Here is a 16,449-nt window from a genome sequence, read left to right as displayed (position 1 = left end):
CTGCCGTAATCCGGGTCGTGCTGCCGGAATCCGAGTCGCGCTGCCGGAACCCACAGGCGCTGCCGGAATCGGCACCACGCTGCTGTGATCCGCGCTGCGCTGCTGTAATCCGCAGACGCTGCGCGAATCTATGCCGCCCCGGCCGAGAAGAGCAGCGCAACCCGAGAAAGAACAGCACGACCCGGGGAAGGAGCAGCACGTTAGCGTAGGAGGATGCGCGTGTGCCTCGCCTCCACCTCTCCCGCCCGTCTCATGCTGCTGCGCCAGGCCGGGATCGAGCCCCTCATCCTCTCGCCCGATGTCGATGAGGATCAGGTCGCCGAGGCGGCGAAGGCGGCGCGTGGCGCGGCGCTGTCCCCCGCCGAGCTCGTGCTCCTGCTGGCGAGGGCGAAGGCGGCGGATGTGGCGCACCGGCTCGCCGAGGAGGCCCCGGGGTTCGACGGGATCGTCATCGGCGGCGACTCGATGTTCGCGCTGAACGGGCGCGTCTACGGCAAGCCGTACACGCCGGAGGAGGCGAGCAGACGCTGGCGGGAGATGCGCGGCGAGACGGGCGTCCTGCACTCCGGGCATTCCGTGTTCCGGCTCAGCCCCGGTGAGCAGCCTCGCGAGGCGACGGCGGTCGCCGAGGCGTCCGTGACCTTCGCCGCCGACGTCACCGACGAGGAGATCGCCGCATACGTCGCCTCCGGCGAGCCCCTGCACGTCGCGGGCGCGTTCACCGTCGACAGTCTGGGCGGCGCGTTCATCACCCGCGTCGACGGCGATCCCTCGACGGTCGTCGGCATGTCCCTGTCCACTCTCCGCACCCTGGCGCGCAGCCTCGGCGTCGCGTGGCACGACCTGTGGACGGCGGAGAGCGCCTCGTAGGCTCCCCGACACGATCCGCGGGTTTTCTTGTGGAGGGTCGTCAAAAGGATGCCGCTTCTTCTCGATAGGCTGGCAATCATGCCTGCAATCGCCAAGGTTCTCATCGCCAACCGCGGCGAGATCGCCGTACGCATCATCCGCGCCGCCCGGGATTCGGGGATCGCCTCCGTCGCCGTCTATGCCGACCAGGACCGGGACGCCCTGCACACGCGACTGGCCGATGAGGCATACGCCCTGGGCGGCGCGACGAGCGCCGAGACCTATCTGCAGATCGAGAAGATCCTCTCGATCGCCCGCCGCGCCGGTGCGGATGCCGTGCACCCCGGCTACGGCTTCCTGGCGGAGAACGCCGAGTTCGCCCGTGCGGTGATCGGCGCGGGCATGACCTGGATCGGCCCCTCCCCCGAGGCCATCGAGGCGCTCGGCGACAAGGTCACCGCCCGTCACGTCGCGGAGAAGGTCGGCGCCCCGCTCGCCCCCGGCACCCCCGGTCCCGTCTCCGGCGCCGACGAGGTCGTCGCCTTCGCCGAGGAGTTCGGCCTGCCCATCGCGATCAAGGCCGCATACGGCGGCGGCGGGCGCGGCCTCAAGGTCGCCCGCGAGCTCGACGAGGTCGCCGAGCTCTTCGAGTCGGCGACCCGCGAAGCCGTCACCGCCTTCGGGCGCGGCGAGTGCTTCGTGGAGAAGTACCTCGACAAGCCCCGTCACGTCGAGACCCAGTGCCTGGCGGATGCCGAGGGCAACGTCGTCGTCATCTCGACGCGCGACTGCTCGCTGCAGCGCCGCCACCAGAAGCTCGTCGAGGAGGCGCCAGCGCCGTTCCTGACCGAGGAGCAGACCCGCCAGCTGTACGCCGCCTCGAAGGCGATCCTCAAGGAGGTCGGCTACGTCGGCGCAGGGACGTGCGAGTTCCTCATCGGCGCCGACGGCACGGTCTCCTTCCTCGAGGTGAACACGCGTCTGCAGGTCGAGCATCCCGTCTCCGAGGAGGTCACGGGCATCGATCTGGTGCGCGAGCAGTTCCGCATCGCCGCAGGCGGCACCATCGACTACGACGACCCGGCTCCTGCGGGGCACTCCTTCGAGTTCCGCATCAACGGCGAGGACCCGGGCCGTGGGTTCCTCCCGCAGCCCGGACCGATCCATGTCTTCAAGACCTTCGGAGGACCGGGCATCCGCCTGGACTCCGGCGTGACGGCCGGCGACGCGGTGTCCGGCGCCTTCGACTCGCTGCTCGCGAAGATCATCGTGACGGGCAGGGACCGTGCCGAGGCCCTGGAGCGCGCCCGCCGCGCTCTCGACGAGTTCGAGGTCGCCGGGCTCCCCACCGTGCTGCCGTTCCACCGCAAGGTCGTGCGCGATCCCGCCTTCACTGCGGAGGATGGCGAGTTCGGCGTGTACACCCGCTGGATCGAGACCGAGTTCGTGAACGACATCCCCGCCTGGGACGGCGAGCTGGAGTCACCGGCGGCCCCCGCCGGCCGTCACACGGTCGTCGTGGAGGTGGCGGGGAAGCGCCTCGAGGTGAGCCTTCCCGACCGCGTCGCCGTCGCGGCTCCCGCCGTAGGACGCCCTGCGACCGTTCCGCCGTCGCGCCGCAGCCACGCCACCTCCGTCTCCGCCGGAGCCTCCGGCGACGCCGTGAAGTCGCCGATGCAGGCGACCGTCGTCAAGATCGCCGTCGAGGACGGCCAGCAGGTCGTCAAGGGCGATCTCGTCGTCGTGCTCGAGGCGATGAAGATGGAGCAGCCGCTGCAGGCGCACAAGGACGGCGTCATCGGGAACATCAACGCGGATGCCGGCGCGACGGTTTCCGCGGGGCACCAGCTGCTCACGATCAGCTGAGGGACGTTTCCCCTCCTCGCACGTCGAGCGATCGCTCACCCGCTACCCGCACGTCGAGCGAGCGCAACGAGTCGAAACGGAGAACCCGTCGAATGCGTTTCGACTCGGGCGGCTGCGCCGTCCTCGCTCAACGAACGGAGAGAAGGGCGCCACACCGCCGCTCAACGCGCGGAGAGGGGACCTGCCCGTGCGAGCGCTCACCCACCCGCTACCCCCACGTTCAGCGCTCACTCACCCCGCACCCGCACCCGCACCCGCACGTTGAGCGAGCACTCACCCACTACCCGCACGTTGAGCGAGCGCAGCGAGTCGAAACGCAGCACCCGTCGAACGCGTTTCGACTCGGGCGGCTGCGCCGTCCTCGCTCAACGAACGGAGAGAAGCCGCTACGCCGCCGCTCAACGAACGGAAGGGAAGCCGCCGCGCCGACGCTCGACGAACGGAGGACAGGCCGCGCCGACGCTCGACGAACGGAGGACAGGCCGTGCCGCCCGACGAACGGGAGGGCCGACGCAGCCGGAGATCAGCCGATGTTCACCAGGTGCATCGCCCGCGAGGCATCCGTGATGCTCGAGGACAGCGAGGGGTAGGCGGCGAACACCCGGGAGACCTGGTCGACCGTCAGACGGCGCTCGACGGCCACCGCGATCGGGTAGATGAGCTCGGAGGCCTTCGGGGCGACGATGACGCCGCCGATGACCGTGCCAGACCCCTTGCGGGCGATCAGCTTCACGAAGCCGTCCTTGATGCCCATCATCTTCGCGCGCGGGTTCGCGGCGAGCGGCAGCTTGTACACCAGGCCGTCCGCGACGCCGTCCTCGACGTCCTGCTCGGAGAAGCCGACGGTGGCGATCTCGGGGGCGGTGAAGATGTTCGAGGTGATCTTGCGCAGCTCGAGCGGGATCACGATGTCTCCGAGCGCGTGGAACACCGCCGTGCGCCCCTGCATCGACGCGACGGATGCCAGCGGGAAGAAGTTCGTGCAGTCGCCGACCGCGTAGATGTTCGGCACTGAGGTCCGCGCCACCTTGTTGACGCGGATGTGCCCCGACTCGTCGAGTTCGACGCCGGCCTCGGTGAGGCCGATCCCCGCCGTGTTCGGGATCGAGCCGACCGCCATGAGGCAGTGCGATCCCTCGACCGTCCGACCGTCCGAGAGCGTCACGATCACGCCGGTCTCGGTCTTCTCGACCTTGTCGGCGCGCGACTTCGACAGCACCTGCATCCCGCCGCGCTTGAAGACCTTCTCCAGCACGCGCGCCGCGTCCTGATCGGACCCTGGGAGCACCTGGTCGCGGCTGGAGATCAGCGTGACCTTGGCGCCGAGGTTCATGTACGCGGAGGCGAACTCGGCGCCCGTCACACCCGATCCGACGACGATGAGGTGCTCGGGGAGCGCCTTCATGTCGTACAGCTGCGTCCAGGTGAGGATCCGCTTGCCGTCTGGCTTGGCCGACTCGAGCTCGCGGGGCGATGCGCCGACCGCCACGACGATCGTGTCCGCCTCGATGCGGTCGAAGTCGGTGCCGTCAGGGCCGGTGGCGACGATGATGGAGTCCGGCCCCTCGAGCCTTCCATGGCCGGACAGGATGCGGACGTCCGCGTCGAGCAGGGTGGCGCGCATGTCCTCGGACTGCTGCGCGGCCAGCGCGAGCAGACGCTTGTTGACGGCGGCGAGGTTGATGGCGATCTCGGGCTTGAGAGGCTTGCCGTGCTCGCCCTTCGCGTAGAACTGCACGCCCAGGTCGGTCGCCTCGGAGATCGCGACGGCGGCGTCGGCCGTGGCGATGAGGCTCTTGGACGGGACGACGTCGGTGAGCACCGCCGATCCTCCCACGCCGACGCGCTCCACCAGGGTCACCTCGGCTCCGAGCTGGGCGGCGGCAAGGGCCGCCTCGTAACCGCCGGGACCGCCGCCGAGGACGGCGACGCGCTGAGTGCGCTCGAAAGGGGTGGAGGACATGGAATCCATTCTTCCGCAATCCTGGCCCCGGTCGTGTCACGTTCATAGAGTGGTCCCATGACCGACACTCACGACAACCCTCTCGACGCCCCGGACGCGAACCCGTTCGAGATCGCCGCCACCGCGGCAGCCGACATCGCGCGGCTCAGCGGCGTCGAGAAGCACGACATCGCCCTCACGCTCGGCAGCGGCTGGGGCAAGGCGGCCGACATCATCGGAGAGACCGTCGCCACGATCCCGGCCACCGAGGTCACCGGCTTCTCGAAGCCCGCGCTGGAGGGGCACGTCGGAACCCTCCGCAGCATCCGCACGCCCGACGACAGGAACGTGCTCGTGATCGGGGCGCGCACCCACTACTACGAGGGTCACGGCGTCCGTCGCGTCGTGCACAGCGTCCGCACCGCCGCGGCCGCCGGAGCCTCGATCATGGTCCTCACGAACGGCGCAGGCGGCATCCGCGAGACCTGGAAGCCGGGCCAGCCCGTGCTCATCAGCGACCACATCAACCTCACGGCCGACTCCCCGCTGGAGGGCGCCACGTTCATCGACCTCACCGACCTGTACTCGAAGCACCTGCGCGATCTCGCCCGCACGGTCGATCCGACGCTCGACGAGGGCGTCTACACGCAGTTCCGCGGACCGCACTACGAGACCCCCGCGGAGGTCCAGATGGCGAAGCGCATCGGCGGCCACATCGTCGGGATGTCCACCGCTCTCGAGGCGATCGCCGCCCGCGAGGCCGGCATGGAGGTCCTCGGCTTCTCGCTCATCACGAACCTCGCCGCCGGCATCCAGACCACGCCGCTCAGCCATGCCGAGGTCATCGAGGCCGGACAGCTCGCTGAGCCGGTGATCACGAAGCTCCTGGCCCGCGTCATCGAGGCGCTGTGAGCGCCGACGCGCTGCTCGGCCTGGCGCGCGCCTGGCTGCGGCAGGACCCGGATCAGGAGACCCGCGACGAGCTGGCCGGCCTCATCACGGCGGCGGCCGGCGGGGATGCCGCGGCCATCGCCGACCTCGAGGACCGGTTCGGCACGCGCCTCGCCTTCGGCACCGCGGGCCTGCGCGGTGCCCTCGGCGCGGGAAGCAACCGCATGAACCGCGTCCTGGTCGCGCAGGCGGCCGCGGGTTTCGCCGCCTATCTCCTCGAGCGGGCACGGGGCGGGACGCCGACGGTCGTCATCGGGTACGACGGACGCCGCAACTCCCGCCGGTTCGCCCAGGACTCCGCCGAGCTGTTCGCCGGTGCAGGACTCCGAGCCGTCCTTCTCCCCCGCCTGCTCCCGACGCCGGTGCTCGCGTTCGCGGTGCGCCATCTCGGCGCGGATGCCGGCGTGATGGTCACCGCCAGCCACAACCCGCCGAACGACAACGGCTACAAGGTGTACCTCGGCGGCGCCGACGACGGCTCGCAGATCGTCGCTCCCGCGGACGCGGAGATCGCTGCGACGATCCAACGGGTGGCGGACGCCGGCGACATCGGAGCCCTTCCCCGCTCGGAAGGGTACGAGATCGCCGGCGAGGAGGTCGTCGAGGCCTACGTCTCCCGGACGGCCGCCGTCGCGCCCGCGGGGCCGGGGGCCGCAGGCCTGAAATGGGTCTACACCGCCATGCACGGCGTCGGCTGGGAGACGTTCTCTCGCATCGTGCGTGCCGCGGGCTATCCGCAGCCGACGGTGGTGCGCGCGCAGCTCCAGCCTGACGCTTCCTTCCGCACCGTGTCGTTCCCGAATCCGGAGGAGCCGGGGGCGATGAACCTGTCGTTCGACGTGGCCCGGGGATCCCGCGCAGAGCTCGTCATCGCGAACGACCCCGATGCCGACCGGCTGGCGGTCGCGATCCCGGATGCCGGATCTCCCGGCGGCTGGCGCCGCCTGAGCGGCAACGAGGTGGGCCTCCTGCTCGGTGCACGCGCGGCTCGGGCCGCGGAGGGCACGCCCGGTGCGACGCTCGCCTGCTCTCTGGTGTCCTCCCCCGGCCTCGGCGCGATCGCCGCGCATCACGGCCTCGGCTTCGTCGAGACGCTCACCGGGTTCAAGTGGATCTCGCGGGCGCCGGGCATCGTGTACGGCTTCGAGGAGGCGCTCGGCTATCTCGTCAACCCCGCGACCGTGCGGGACAAGGACGGCATCTCCGCGGCCGTGGCCCTGCTGGGGCTCGCCTCGGAGGCGAAGGAGCGCGGCGGGACGCTCGCGACGCTGCTCGCCGAGCTCGGCGAGACATACGGCCATTTCGCGAGCGGTCAGGTGTCGGTCCGAGTGGAGGACCTGTCGATCATCGGGCGCGCCATGGCGTCCCTGAGGCAGACGCCGCCGGAGCGGATCGGCGATCTCGCGGTGGAGTCCGCCGAGGATCTGCTGTATCCCGAGCGGGATCAGCCGGCCGGCGACGTGCTGCGCTACCGTCTCGCGGGCGGATCGCGCGTCGTCGTGCGACCGAGCGGCACCGAGCCGAAGCTGAAGATCTACATCGACGCGCAGGCGGAGTCCGCGGATGCCGCAGCGACGGCCGTCTCATCGATCGAGGCCGGAGTGAGGGCTCTGCTGGAGGAGCGCTCCTGAGCGCTGCCCGCATGCCCAGCCGCCGCGTCCGGATCAGCGCCCTGGGCGGCGCGCACGCCCGCCCCGTCGCCGAGCTCGCCCGCCTGGCCCTGGCGCACACGGCGCCGGTCACGCTGGCGACCTCGACGGGAGCGGTCGTCGACCTCTCCAGCATCCTCGCGGTGATGGATCTCGCCCTCACCGAGGGCGAGGAGGTCGTGCTGACGACACCGGACGGCGACGACGCCGATCGCGTGCTGGACACGATGGTCGGCGTCCTCGCACCGCATCGCTGACGATGCCGCTCAGCCGTCGATCACGGCCACGAGCTCGTCGAGGAACGCTTCGAAGGTCGTCCCCCTCCGCACGATCCGCTGCACGCTCTCGCGCTCGCTGAACACCTCGACGAACTGCTCGAACACCGTCTGGAATGCGGCGCGGTCGTCCTCGCTGAAGGCGGCGAGCGCGACCACCTGCACGCGCGCGTCGCCCCAGGCCACCGATCCGTCCGCGACGCCGATCGCGATGGCGGTGCGCTGCGCGGTCATCTGCAGGGCGTGCGGCACGGCGAGCGCATCCGTGAACGCGGTCGAGGACATCCGCTCCCGTGCGATCGTGTTCTCGACGTAGGCGTCGTCGATGAGCCCCGTGCGCACGAGCATCCCTCCGAGCAGGCGGATCACCGCCTCGTCGCCGGCGTCCGGCAGCGGGTGCACGAAGGCGGCGGCATCGAAGTAGCGGGACAGCTCCTCACGAAGCCGCGTCAGGCGGCGGCCGCGCCGCAGCCGGGCCGCAGCCGCCTGGACGCGCTCGACGTCGGCGTCCGTGAGGAACGGCTGGATCCGCACGTACCGGTCGCCGGAGGCTCCCGGCTCGATCGTGGAGAGCACGAGGTCGGTGTCGAACGACGCCCAGTCCGGATCGACGCTGGTGACGACGCTCGTCACCTCGATGGAGCTGCCCAGCGAACGGTCCACGCTGGAGCGCAGCAGTTCGTGGAGCTCGTAATATCCGGGGCACACGATCGTCGCCGTGAGGATCGACTCCGCCTTGCGGCTGCGCTCCAGCCGCCCGCCGACGTGCATGGCGATGTACGCGATCTCGTCGTCGTTCACCGGCAGCCCGAGCCTGTCGTGCAGGCCGCTGACGATGGAGACGGCCACCTCGAAGATCATCGGGTACGAGCTCTTCAGGGACCGGGTCAGCGGGTTGCGGGCGAAGGCCTGCTCCTCGGCGCGGCGCAGCAGGTTCTGCACGTGCAGCGAAAGCCGCAGCAGGAAGGCGTCGTCGACGAGGTCGACCTGGTACTCGTTCGCGGCGCGCGTGATCTCGGCCCGGACGGCGGATCCGACCTCCGCGTCCACGCCGCTGCGCACGAGGTCGCCGGCCGCGTCCCTCCCCGGGGCGACGACGCGGGTCAGCACGAGCGTCGCCAGGTGGGCGCTGTCCCCGTCCCCGAGCGCGACGTCGAAGTGCGCCTCGGCGAGACGGGCGATCACCTCGGCGATCCTCATGATCTCGGCACCGGCGACGGCCGCAGGAACCTCGAGCGCATGACCGGCCGCGACGCGGTCCGCGGCGATCGCGATATGCAGGAGCACGTCCGAGATCGCGAGCTCGTTCACGTAGTACCCGAGGGCTCCGAGCTCTCTGACCAGGGTGTTCTTGAACGGGGCGACGGCTTCGGGCGCGACGGCGGACCCGGTGAGCGCACGGCGCACGGTCTCGGGATGGAACGAGCCGGCATCCATCTCGTCATGGGCCAGCCTGCTCAGCAGGCGCCGCTGCGCACCCTCCGCACCGTGGAGATGCACTCTCTCCCTGCCGCGCTGCAGGAGGAGCTCTGTTCCCTCCAGCAGTCCGCGCACGCGGGAGAGATCCGCCTCCAGCGTGGCCTCGCTGACGTGCAGGCGTTCGGCGGCGGCGTACACGTCCACGCCGTCCGGCGCGTCCAGCAGCATCCGCACGAGGGTGTGCAGGCGATCCCTCGGCGCCGATTCGGCGCCCTCCCGAGCGCGCAGAGCCGTGCGGGCGCCGCCGCCGGCGCGATAGCCGGCCGGGCCGGATTCCACCGCGTCCGCCCTCGGGCCCCTCGCGTTCAGGGCTGCGACGTAGGAGCGGATGCTGCGCGGCGTCACCCCCAGCTGATCGGCCAGGCTCGCCGCCGTCGCCCAGCCGTCCTGCCGGAGCAGGGCCGAGAGGAGCTGGTCCTGGCGCTGACGCGACATGATCCCTCCGACTCCCTGACGGCGTTGTCCCCGCTCTCCCATGATGTCAGGAATGCGCAGGGCACGGGGAAGGGAGGAAGGTTCCGCGGGGGCGGAAAGGATCCTGGTGGCGCCCCTCGCAGCCGGTTCCCAGAATGGAGAGCGGAAAGGCGGCATCGATGAGGATCCTCGTGGTGTGCGGCGCGGGCGCGTCCAGCACGTTCGTCGCGCAGCGCCTCCGACGCGCCGCCCTCGCCGTAGGCCTGGACTGGGACGCCTCCGCGGGAACCGAGCAGAGCATCCTCTCGGTCGCTCACGACCTGGTCCTGGTCGGACCCCACCTGGTCGAGCGCCTGGCCGCGATCCGCGAGCTCACCCGCGCACCGGCGCTCCCCCTGCCGGAGGACGTCTTCTCCGATCGCGACGGCGAGCGCACGCTCGCGCTCGTGCGCTCGGCACTCGCCTCCGGCCCCATCTCCGAGAAAGGCACATCATGACCGCAGCGACCCGCACCGTCCGCATCGGCTCCTCGCACGGACTGCACGCCCGTCCAGCGAAGCTGTTCGCCCAGGCGGCGAAGGAGTCCGGCATCCCTGTGACCGTGGCGAAGGACGCCGGGAAGCCCGTCAACGCCGCGAGCATCCTCGGCGTCATCGCCCTCGGCGCCGAGCACGGCGACTACGTGACGCTCACCGCCGACGGCGAGGGCGCCGAAGCCGTCCTCGACACGCTCGCAGAGCTGCTGACCACCGACCACGACGAGGCGTGAGCAGGATGAGCATCCTGCGAGGAGTCGGCATCGGCCGCGGGGTCGCCCAAGGTCCCGTGGTCCGGATGGCCGAGGCGCTGGCCGCTCCCGAAGACGACGCCAGCACGATCGGCCCCGATGCCGAGCGCACGCGGGTCCGCGAGGCGATCGCGATCGTCGCCGCCGAGCTCGCCGCGCGCGGCGAGAAGGTCGGCGGCGCGGCGCAGGAGGTGCTGGAGGCTCAGGCGATGATCGCCGAGGATCCCACCCTGCAGGACGAGGTCGACGTGCGCATCGACGACGGAAGGACGGCCGAGTGGGCCGTGCACGACGCCTTCGCGGGCTTCAAGGCGACATTGGAGGCCGTGGGCGGCTACCTCGGCGAGCGCGCAGCCGACCTGGACGACATCGCCCAGCGCGTCCTGTCGCACCTCCGCGGCGTGGCAGCGCCCGGCGTCCCCGATCCCGGTCATCCCTTCGTCCTCCTGGCCCGCGATCTCGCCCCGGCCGATACAGCGCTGTTGAACCTCGATCAGGTGCTGGCGCTCGTCACCACGGACGGCGGCCCGACCTCCCACACCGCGATCCTCGCCAGGGAGAAGGGGATCGTCGCGGTCGTCGGAGCGGCGGAGGCCGCGGATCTCGTGGACGGCGTGACGGTGATCGTGGATGCCGCCGCCGGCACCGTGACGACCGACCCGAGCCCCGCGGAACAGGAGCGCGCCGCGCAGCGCGCCGCCGACCGCCGCAGCGCCGACGCGCTCCCCCCGACCCCCGGCGCCCTCGCCGACGGCACACCGATCGCTCTGCTGGCGAATCTGGGGAAGCCGGCCGATGCGATCGATGCGGTGGCGAGGGGGGCCGAGGGCGTCGGGCTCTTCCGCACGGAGTTCCTGTTCCTCGCCGCCTCCCAGGCGCCGACCGTGGCGCAGCAGCGGGAGTCCTACCGGGAGCTCCTCGCCGCCTTCCCCGGCAAGAAGGTCGTGGTCCGGATGCTGGACGCGGGCGCGGACAAGCCGCTGGCGTTCCTCAACGACGCGCACGAGGAGAACCCGGCGCTCGGGCTCCGCGGCCTGCGGGCGCTGCGCGCGAGCGAGGACATCCTCCGCGAGCAGCTGACCGCTCTGGCCGAGGCGGATGCCGCGACCGAGGCCGATCTGTGGGTGATGGCGCCGATGGTCGCCACCGTCGAGGAGACGGTCTACTTCACCGGGCTCGCGCGCGAATACGGGCTGAAGACCGCAGGGGTGATGGTGGAGGTGCCCTCCAGCGCACTGCTCGCCGACCGTGTCCTGCAGCACGCCGACTTCGCCTCGATCGGGACGAACGACCTCACGCAGTACACGATGGCCGCCGACCGGCTCCTCGGATCGGTCGCCGGGTTCCAGGATCCCTGGCATCCCGCGGTGCTGCGCCTCGTGCGCGAGGTCGGCGACGCCGGAGCCCAGGCGGGCAAGCCCGTCGGCATCTGCGGCGAGGCGGCGGCCGACCCGCTGCTCGCCGTCGTCCTGGTCGGCCTCGGCGCGACGAGCCTCTCGATGGCTCCCGCGGCTCTCGCCGACGTCCGACTCGCGCTCTCCGAGCGCACCCTCGATGAGGCACGACGCCTCGCCGGGATCGCGCTGGCGGCGGACGACGCCGCCGGCGCGCGCACCGCCGTGGCCGAAGCCGCCACGGCATTCCCTCCTCACCAGAAAGAGACGACATCATGACGACGACGTCACCTGCCGCCGCCAGACAGGGCGGATTCCGCGTGGGCGTGCAGCGGTTCGGCACGTTCCTCTCCGGGATGATCATGCCGAACATCCCGGCCCTGATCGCCTGGGGCATCATCACGGCCTTCTTCATCCCCGTCGGCTGGACGCCCAACGCGCAGCTCGCCACCCTGGTCGACCCGGTGATCCACTACCTGCTGCCCATCGTGATCGCCTACACGGGCGGCACGCTGGTCTACAAGACGCGCGGCGGCGTCGTCGCCGCGATCGCGGTCATGGGGGCGATCGCCGGCTCCGACTATCTGATCGCCCAGGTGAACGCCGACCTCCCGGCGGACAACCAGCTCGGCCAGGTGCACATGTTCATCGGCGCGATGATCATGGCCCCGCTCGCCGCCTACACGATGAAGTGGCTCGACTCGCTCTGGGAGAACCGCATCAAGGCGGGCTTCGAGATGCTCGTGAACATGTTCTCGGCGGGCATCTGGGGCTTCGTCCTCGTCGTGATCGGGTTCTATCCCGTGGCGTGGCTCGTGAACGGGATCATGAACGTGCTCTCGACCGCGGTGAACTGGCTCGTGGAGACGAACCTCCTCCCCCTGACGAGCATCATCATCGAGCCGGCGAAGGTCTTCTTCCTGAACAACGCGATCAACCACGGCGTGCTGACCCCGCTCGGGACCCAGCAGGCCGCGGAGGGCGGCAAGTCCATCCTCTTCCTGCTCGAGGCCAACCCCGGTCCCGGCGTCGGCCTGCTCCTCGCCTTCACGATCTTCGGGATCGGAGCGGCGCGCGCCTCGGCGCCCGGCGCCGCGGTGATCCAGTTCTTCGGCGGCATCCACGAGGTCTACTTCCCCTACGCGCTGATGAAGCCGGTGCTGATCCTCGCGCTGATCGCCGGCGGTGTGACCGGCGTGACGACGAACATGCTGTTCGGAACCGGGCTCATCGCGCCCGCAGCCCCGGGCAGCATCATCGCGGTGCTCGGTCAGACGTACCGCACCGACTACGTGGGAGTGATCCTCTCGGTCGTCCTGTCGGCGGCGGTCACCTTCCTCCTGTCGATGCTGATCCTCCGCGCCAGCCGCAAGAAGGATCTGGAGAAGGAGGACGCCTTCGCCAGCGCGATCGCGCAGACCGCGGCGAACAAGGGCAAGGAGTCCAGCACGCTGTCGAACCTGGCCGCCTCCGCGGGCGCCGCTCCCGCAGCGACGGCCGTAGCCGCTGCGCCCATCTCGAGCATCGTGTTCGCGTGCGACGCCGGCATGGGCTCCTCGGCGATGGGCGCGAGCGTGCTGCGCAACAAGTTCAAGAAGGCGGGCATCGAGGGCGTCACCGTCACGAACCAGGCCATCGCGAACCTGGACGGCACGGCCGACCTCGTCATCACGCAGCAGCAGCTCACCGACCGCGCGAAGGCGCAGTCGCCGAACTCGATCCACGTGTCGGTGGACAACTTCATGAACTCGCCGAAGTACGACGAGGTCGTGCAGACGGTCGCCGACCAGAGAAAGGAATGACGATGGGCGTTCTCACCCTCGGCCAGGTCCGCATCCATCCAGGCGCAGCCACCCGGGAGCAGGCGCTCCAGGAGGCGACGGACATCCTCGTCTCCGCCGGGGCCGTCACCCCGGCCTATGTGGACGCCATGCGTCAGCGCGAGGAGACCGTGTCCACCTACATGGGCAACTCCCTCGCGATCCCGCACGGCACCAACGACGCGAAGGACGCGATCCTCGCCTCCGCCCTCTCGGTCGTCCGCTACGACGGCGGAGTGGACTGGGCGGGCGATCCCGTGACCTTCGTCATCGGCATCGCCGGCGTCGGCGACGAGCACCTGGAGATCCTCTCCCGGATCGCGATCCTGTTCTCGGAGGAGGACGACGTCGCGAGGCTCGCCGCCGCGCAGACCCCGGACGAGCTGTTCGCCCTGCTCTCGGAGGTGAACGAGGGATGAAGGCCGTCCACTTCGGCGCCGGCAACATCGGGCGCGGCTTCGTCGGCCTGCTGCTGCACGACGGCGGATACGATGTCGTGTTCTCCGATGTCGCCGACGCCCTGGTGGACGCTCTCAACGCGGCGTCCGCGTACACCGTGCACGAGGCGGGACCCGGCGGCGTCGACCGCGTCGTCACCGGGTTCCGCGCGGTGAACAGCCGCACGGATCCGGATGCCGTGATCGCGGAGGTGGCGACGGCGGACGTCGTCACCTGCGCGGTCGGCCCCACCGTGCTCCGCTTCATCGCCCCCGTGATCGCGGCGGGACTCGCCGAGCGCTCTCCCGACTCTCCCCCGCTCGCCGTCATGGCCTGCGAGAACGCGATCGGCGCCACGGACCAGCTCCGCGCGGAGATCGAGCGGATCGCCGGCGGCGACGCCGACACGGTCACGGCGCGCGCGCGATTCGCGAACACCGCCGTCGACCGGATCGTCCCTGCCCAGCCCGAGGGCGCGGGCATCGACGTCACGGTCGAGCCGTACTTCGAATGGGCTATCGAGCGGGGGCCGTTCGGCGGCGCGCTCCCGAGCATCCCCGGCGCGCACTTCGTCGACGACCTCGGGCCGTACATCGAGCGGAAGCTCTTCACGGTGAACACCGGTCATGCGGCGACCGCCTACCTCGGCGCGATCGCCGGCCACGAACGGATCTCGGATGCCCTCGCCGATCCGGCGGTCGCGGCCTCCGTCGCGGCCGCACTCGAGGAGACCTCCGCGATGCTCGCGGCCGTCCACGGCCTGGACCCTGCGGAACTGGCCGCCTACCGCGCCACGATCCTGGACCGCTTCCGCAATCCGGAGCTCGTCGACACGGTGCGGCGCGTCGGCCGCCAGCCGCTGCGCAAGCTGTCCAGGCACGAGCGCTTCATCGGACCGGCCGCCGAGGCGGCGAGCCGCGGTCTGCCGACCTCCGCGCTCATCGTGGCCGTCGGCGCGGCGCTGGAGTTCGACGACCCGGACGACGAGCAGTCGGTCGAGCTGCAGCAGCGGCTGCGATCCGAGGACGCGGACGCGCTCACCTCGTCGGTCACCGGGCTCGACGCGGAGCATCCGCTGTACCCCGCGGTGCGCGATGTCGTCGCCGCGCGTCAGGCGGCGCTCTCGAGCTGATCCGGCCTCGGCGACTACGCTCGGTCTCAGCGAAGTCGCGCGGGAGGATCATGAGCGGATACGCCGTCATCGGCGCCGGCCCCTCGGGCCTCGCCGCCGCGCGCGCGATGCAGAGGCAGGGCATCGCCGTGGACGGCTACGAGGCCTCGCACGGCGTCGGCGGGCTGTGGGACATCACGAACCCCCGCAGCACGATGTACGCATCGGCGCATCTGATCTCGTCCCGGACGACCACGCAGTTCACCGAGTTCCCGATGGACGGCCAGGTCGACTACCCCGGCCACCGGATGGTGCGGGACTACCTCCAGGCCTACGCCGATCGCTTCGGCCTGACAGAGCTGTTCCGCTTCAGCACCCGGGTCGTGCGGCTGGAGCCTCAGAGCGACGGCTGGGCGCTCACCGCGGACGGGCCCGACGGCAGGGTCACCCGGACCTACGAAGGCGTGATCCTCGCGAACGGCACGCTCGCCGAGCCGAGCATCCCCGCCTTCCGCGGCGCATTCGACGGCGAGGTGATGCACACCAGCGCGTACAAGGACGCCGACGTGCTGTCCGGCAGGCGTGTGCTCGTGGTCGGCGCGGGGAACTCAGGATGCGACATCGCCGTGGACGCGGTGCACCGCGCGGCCTCCGTGGACATGAGCGTGCGCCGCGGGTACTACTTCGTGCCCCGGTATCTGTTCGGCAGACCCAGCGACACGCTCAACCAGGGCAGGCCGCTGCCCGCGCGTCTCAAGCAGGCCGTCGACAGCCGCGTGCTCAAGATGTTCACCGGCGACCCTGTCCGTTTCGGATTCCCGAAGCCCGACTACCGGATCTACGAATCGCATCCGATCGTGAACACGATGGTGCTGAACCATCTCGGCCAGGGCGACCTGCGGGTGCGATCGGGAGTCGACCGCCTCGACGGCGATCGTGTGCGCTTCACGGACGGCACGAGCGGAGAGTACGATCTGATCCTGCTCGCGACCGGCTACGCGCTCGACTACCCCTTCGTCGACCGTGAGCGTCTCTCGTGGCAGGGCGCAGCCCCGCGCCTGTTCCTGAACATGTTCCCGGCATCCTTCAACGGGCTCTACGTGATGGGCATGATCGAGGCATCGGGGATCGGCTGGCAGGGACGCTACGAGCAGGCCGAGCTCCTCGCGGGCTACCTCGCCGCCGCCGAGCGCGATCCGTCACGGGCAGCGCGCTTCCGCAGCAGGGTCGGCGAGCAGCCCTGGCCGGACGTCACGGGCGGCTATCGATACCTGAAGCTCGACCGGATGGCGCACTACGTGAACAGTCACGCCTATCGCTCCGCCGTGCGTCGGGAGCGCGAGATGCTCGGGCGCTGAGAGCGATCCTTAGGAGCAGGGCACAGCGCGCAGGCTCCTCGTGTGGCCGCTTCCATCCGGCTTCCCGCGAACAGGTGCCTCGTGTGGTCGTCTCCGCTCGCGTGAGGCGACCACAC

Annotated in this window: 14 protein-coding genes; 12 read left to right on the top strand and 2 right to left on the bottom strand. The window is 70.7% G+C overall.

The genetic code is table 11. The features are described 5' to 3' along the window. Window positions 1-213 precede the first annotated feature (213 nt). Together ACYVGQ_RS14515 and ACYVGQ_RS14510 are read left to right on the top strand one after the other, a co-directional pair. Window positions 214-870, top strand: coding sequence for a Maf family protein (locus tag ACYVGQ_RS14515; protein ID WP_460785362.1), 657 nt, complete (start codon window positions 214-216; stop codon window positions 868-870). A 78-nt stretch (window positions 871-948) separates the two neighbouring features. Continuing rightward, the gene (locus ACYVGQ_RS14510) at window positions 949-2,715 is read left to right on the top strand and encodes an acetyl/propionyl/methylcrotonyl-CoA carboxylase subunit alpha (protein ID WP_460785361.1); all 1,767 of its coding nucleotides are present in this window, start codon (window positions 949-951) and stop codon (window positions 2,713-2,715) included. A gap of 523 nt (window positions 2,716-3,238) precedes the next feature. Here ACYVGQ_RS14510 and ACYVGQ_RS14505 read toward each other — a convergent pair. Next, window positions 3,239-4,687, bottom strand: a complete 1,449-nt coding sequence (locus ACYVGQ_RS14505) for an NAD(P)H-quinone dehydrogenase (RefSeq protein WP_460785360.1) — start codon at window positions 4,685-4,687, stop codon at window positions 3,239-3,241. A gap of 48 nt (window positions 4,688-4,735) precedes the next feature. On the opposite strand from ACYVGQ_RS14505, the gene ACYVGQ_RS14500 reads away from it, so the two are divergent. From ACYVGQ_RS14500 to ACYVGQ_RS14490, 3 genes are read left to right on the top strand one after another with little or no spacing between them, the layout of a single operon-like run. Continuing rightward, complete coding sequence (locus tag ACYVGQ_RS14500; RefSeq protein WP_460785359.1) at window positions 4,736-5,569, top strand: purine-nucleoside phosphorylase; 834 nt, start codon at window positions 4,736-4,738, stop codon at window positions 5,567-5,569. Beyond that, window positions 5,566-7,239: a phospho-sugar mutase gene (locus ACYVGQ_RS14495; protein ID WP_460785358.1), complete on the top strand. Its 1,674-nt coding sequence runs from the start codon at window positions 5,566-5,568 to the stop codon at window positions 7,237-7,239. The genes ACYVGQ_RS14500 and ACYVGQ_RS14495 overlap by 4 nt, the downstream gene beginning before the upstream one ends. A gap of 11 nt (window positions 7,240-7,250) precedes the next feature. Beyond that, window positions 7,251-7,514 carry an HPr family phosphocarrier protein gene (locus ACYVGQ_RS14490; RefSeq protein WP_460785357.1) on the top strand — a complete coding sequence of 88 codons (264 nt, stop codon included), beginning with the start codon at window positions 7,251-7,253 and terminating at the stop codon, window positions 7,512-7,514. Between the two features lie 9 nt (window positions 7,515-7,523). Here ACYVGQ_RS14490 and ACYVGQ_RS14485 read toward each other — a convergent pair whose 3' ends face one another. Next, on the bottom strand, window positions 7,524-9,446 hold the full coding sequence (locus ACYVGQ_RS14485; protein ID WP_460785356.1) for a BglG family transcription antiterminator: 1,923 nt from the start codon (window positions 9,444-9,446) through the stop codon (window positions 7,524-7,526). A 158-nt stretch (window positions 9,447-9,604) separates the two neighbouring features. On the opposite strand from ACYVGQ_RS14485, the gene ACYVGQ_RS14480 reads away from it, so the two are divergent. The 7 genes from ACYVGQ_RS14480 to ACYVGQ_RS14450 are packed head-to-tail and all read left to right on the top strand — an operon-like array spanning window position 9,605 to window position 16,333. Beyond that, the gene (locus ACYVGQ_RS14480; RefSeq protein WP_460785355.1) at window positions 9,605-9,922 is read left to right on the top strand and encodes a PTS sugar transporter subunit IIB; all 318 of its coding nucleotides are present in this window, start codon (window positions 9,605-9,607) and stop codon (window positions 9,920-9,922) included. Further along, on the top strand, window positions 9,919-10,194 hold the full coding sequence (locus ACYVGQ_RS14475; protein ID WP_460785354.1) for an HPr family phosphocarrier protein: 276 nt from the start codon (window positions 9,919-9,921) through the stop codon (window positions 10,192-10,194). The genes ACYVGQ_RS14480 and ACYVGQ_RS14475 overlap by 4 nt, the downstream gene beginning before the upstream one ends. Window positions 10,195-10,199: 5 nt before the next feature. Beyond that, window positions 10,200-11,885 carry a phosphoenolpyruvate--protein phosphotransferase gene (ptsP, locus tag ACYVGQ_RS14470; RefSeq protein WP_460785353.1) on the top strand — a complete coding sequence of 562 codons (1,686 nt, stop codon included), beginning with the start codon at window positions 10,200-10,202 and terminating at the stop codon, window positions 11,883-11,885. Then, entirely contained in the window at window positions 11,882-13,408 is a 1,527-nt protein-coding gene (locus tag ACYVGQ_RS14465) for a PTS mannitol transporter subunit IICB (protein WP_460785352.1), read from the top strand. Before ptsP ends, ACYVGQ_RS14465 begins: the two co-directional genes overlap by 4 nt. After that, on the top strand, window positions 13,405-13,845 hold the full coding sequence (locus ACYVGQ_RS14460; RefSeq protein WP_460785351.1) for a PTS sugar transporter subunit IIA: 441 nt from the start codon (window positions 13,405-13,407) through the stop codon (window positions 13,843-13,845). Before ACYVGQ_RS14465 ends, ACYVGQ_RS14460 begins: the two co-directional genes overlap by 4 nt. Then, window positions 13,842-14,996 (top strand): mannitol-1-phosphate 5-dehydrogenase, encoded by a 1,155-nt coding sequence (locus ACYVGQ_RS14455; RefSeq protein ID WP_460785350.1) that lies wholly within the window; start codon window positions 13,842-13,844, stop codon window positions 14,994-14,996. The genes ACYVGQ_RS14460 and ACYVGQ_RS14455 overlap by 4 nt, the downstream gene beginning before the upstream one ends. A gap of 50 nt (window positions 14,997-15,046) precedes the next feature. Next, the gene (locus tag ACYVGQ_RS14450) at window positions 15,047-16,333 is read left to right on the top strand and encodes a flavin-containing monooxygenase (RefSeq protein ID WP_460785349.1); all 1,287 of its coding nucleotides are present in this window, start codon (window positions 15,047-15,049) and stop codon (window positions 16,331-16,333) included. Window positions 16,334-16,449 lie beyond the last annotated feature (116 nt).

Source organism: Microbacterium tumbae (assembly GCF_054780175.1).
The sequence above is the reverse complement of the archived record's forward strand: the minus strand, read 5'-3'. Positions and strand labels throughout refer to the sequence as shown.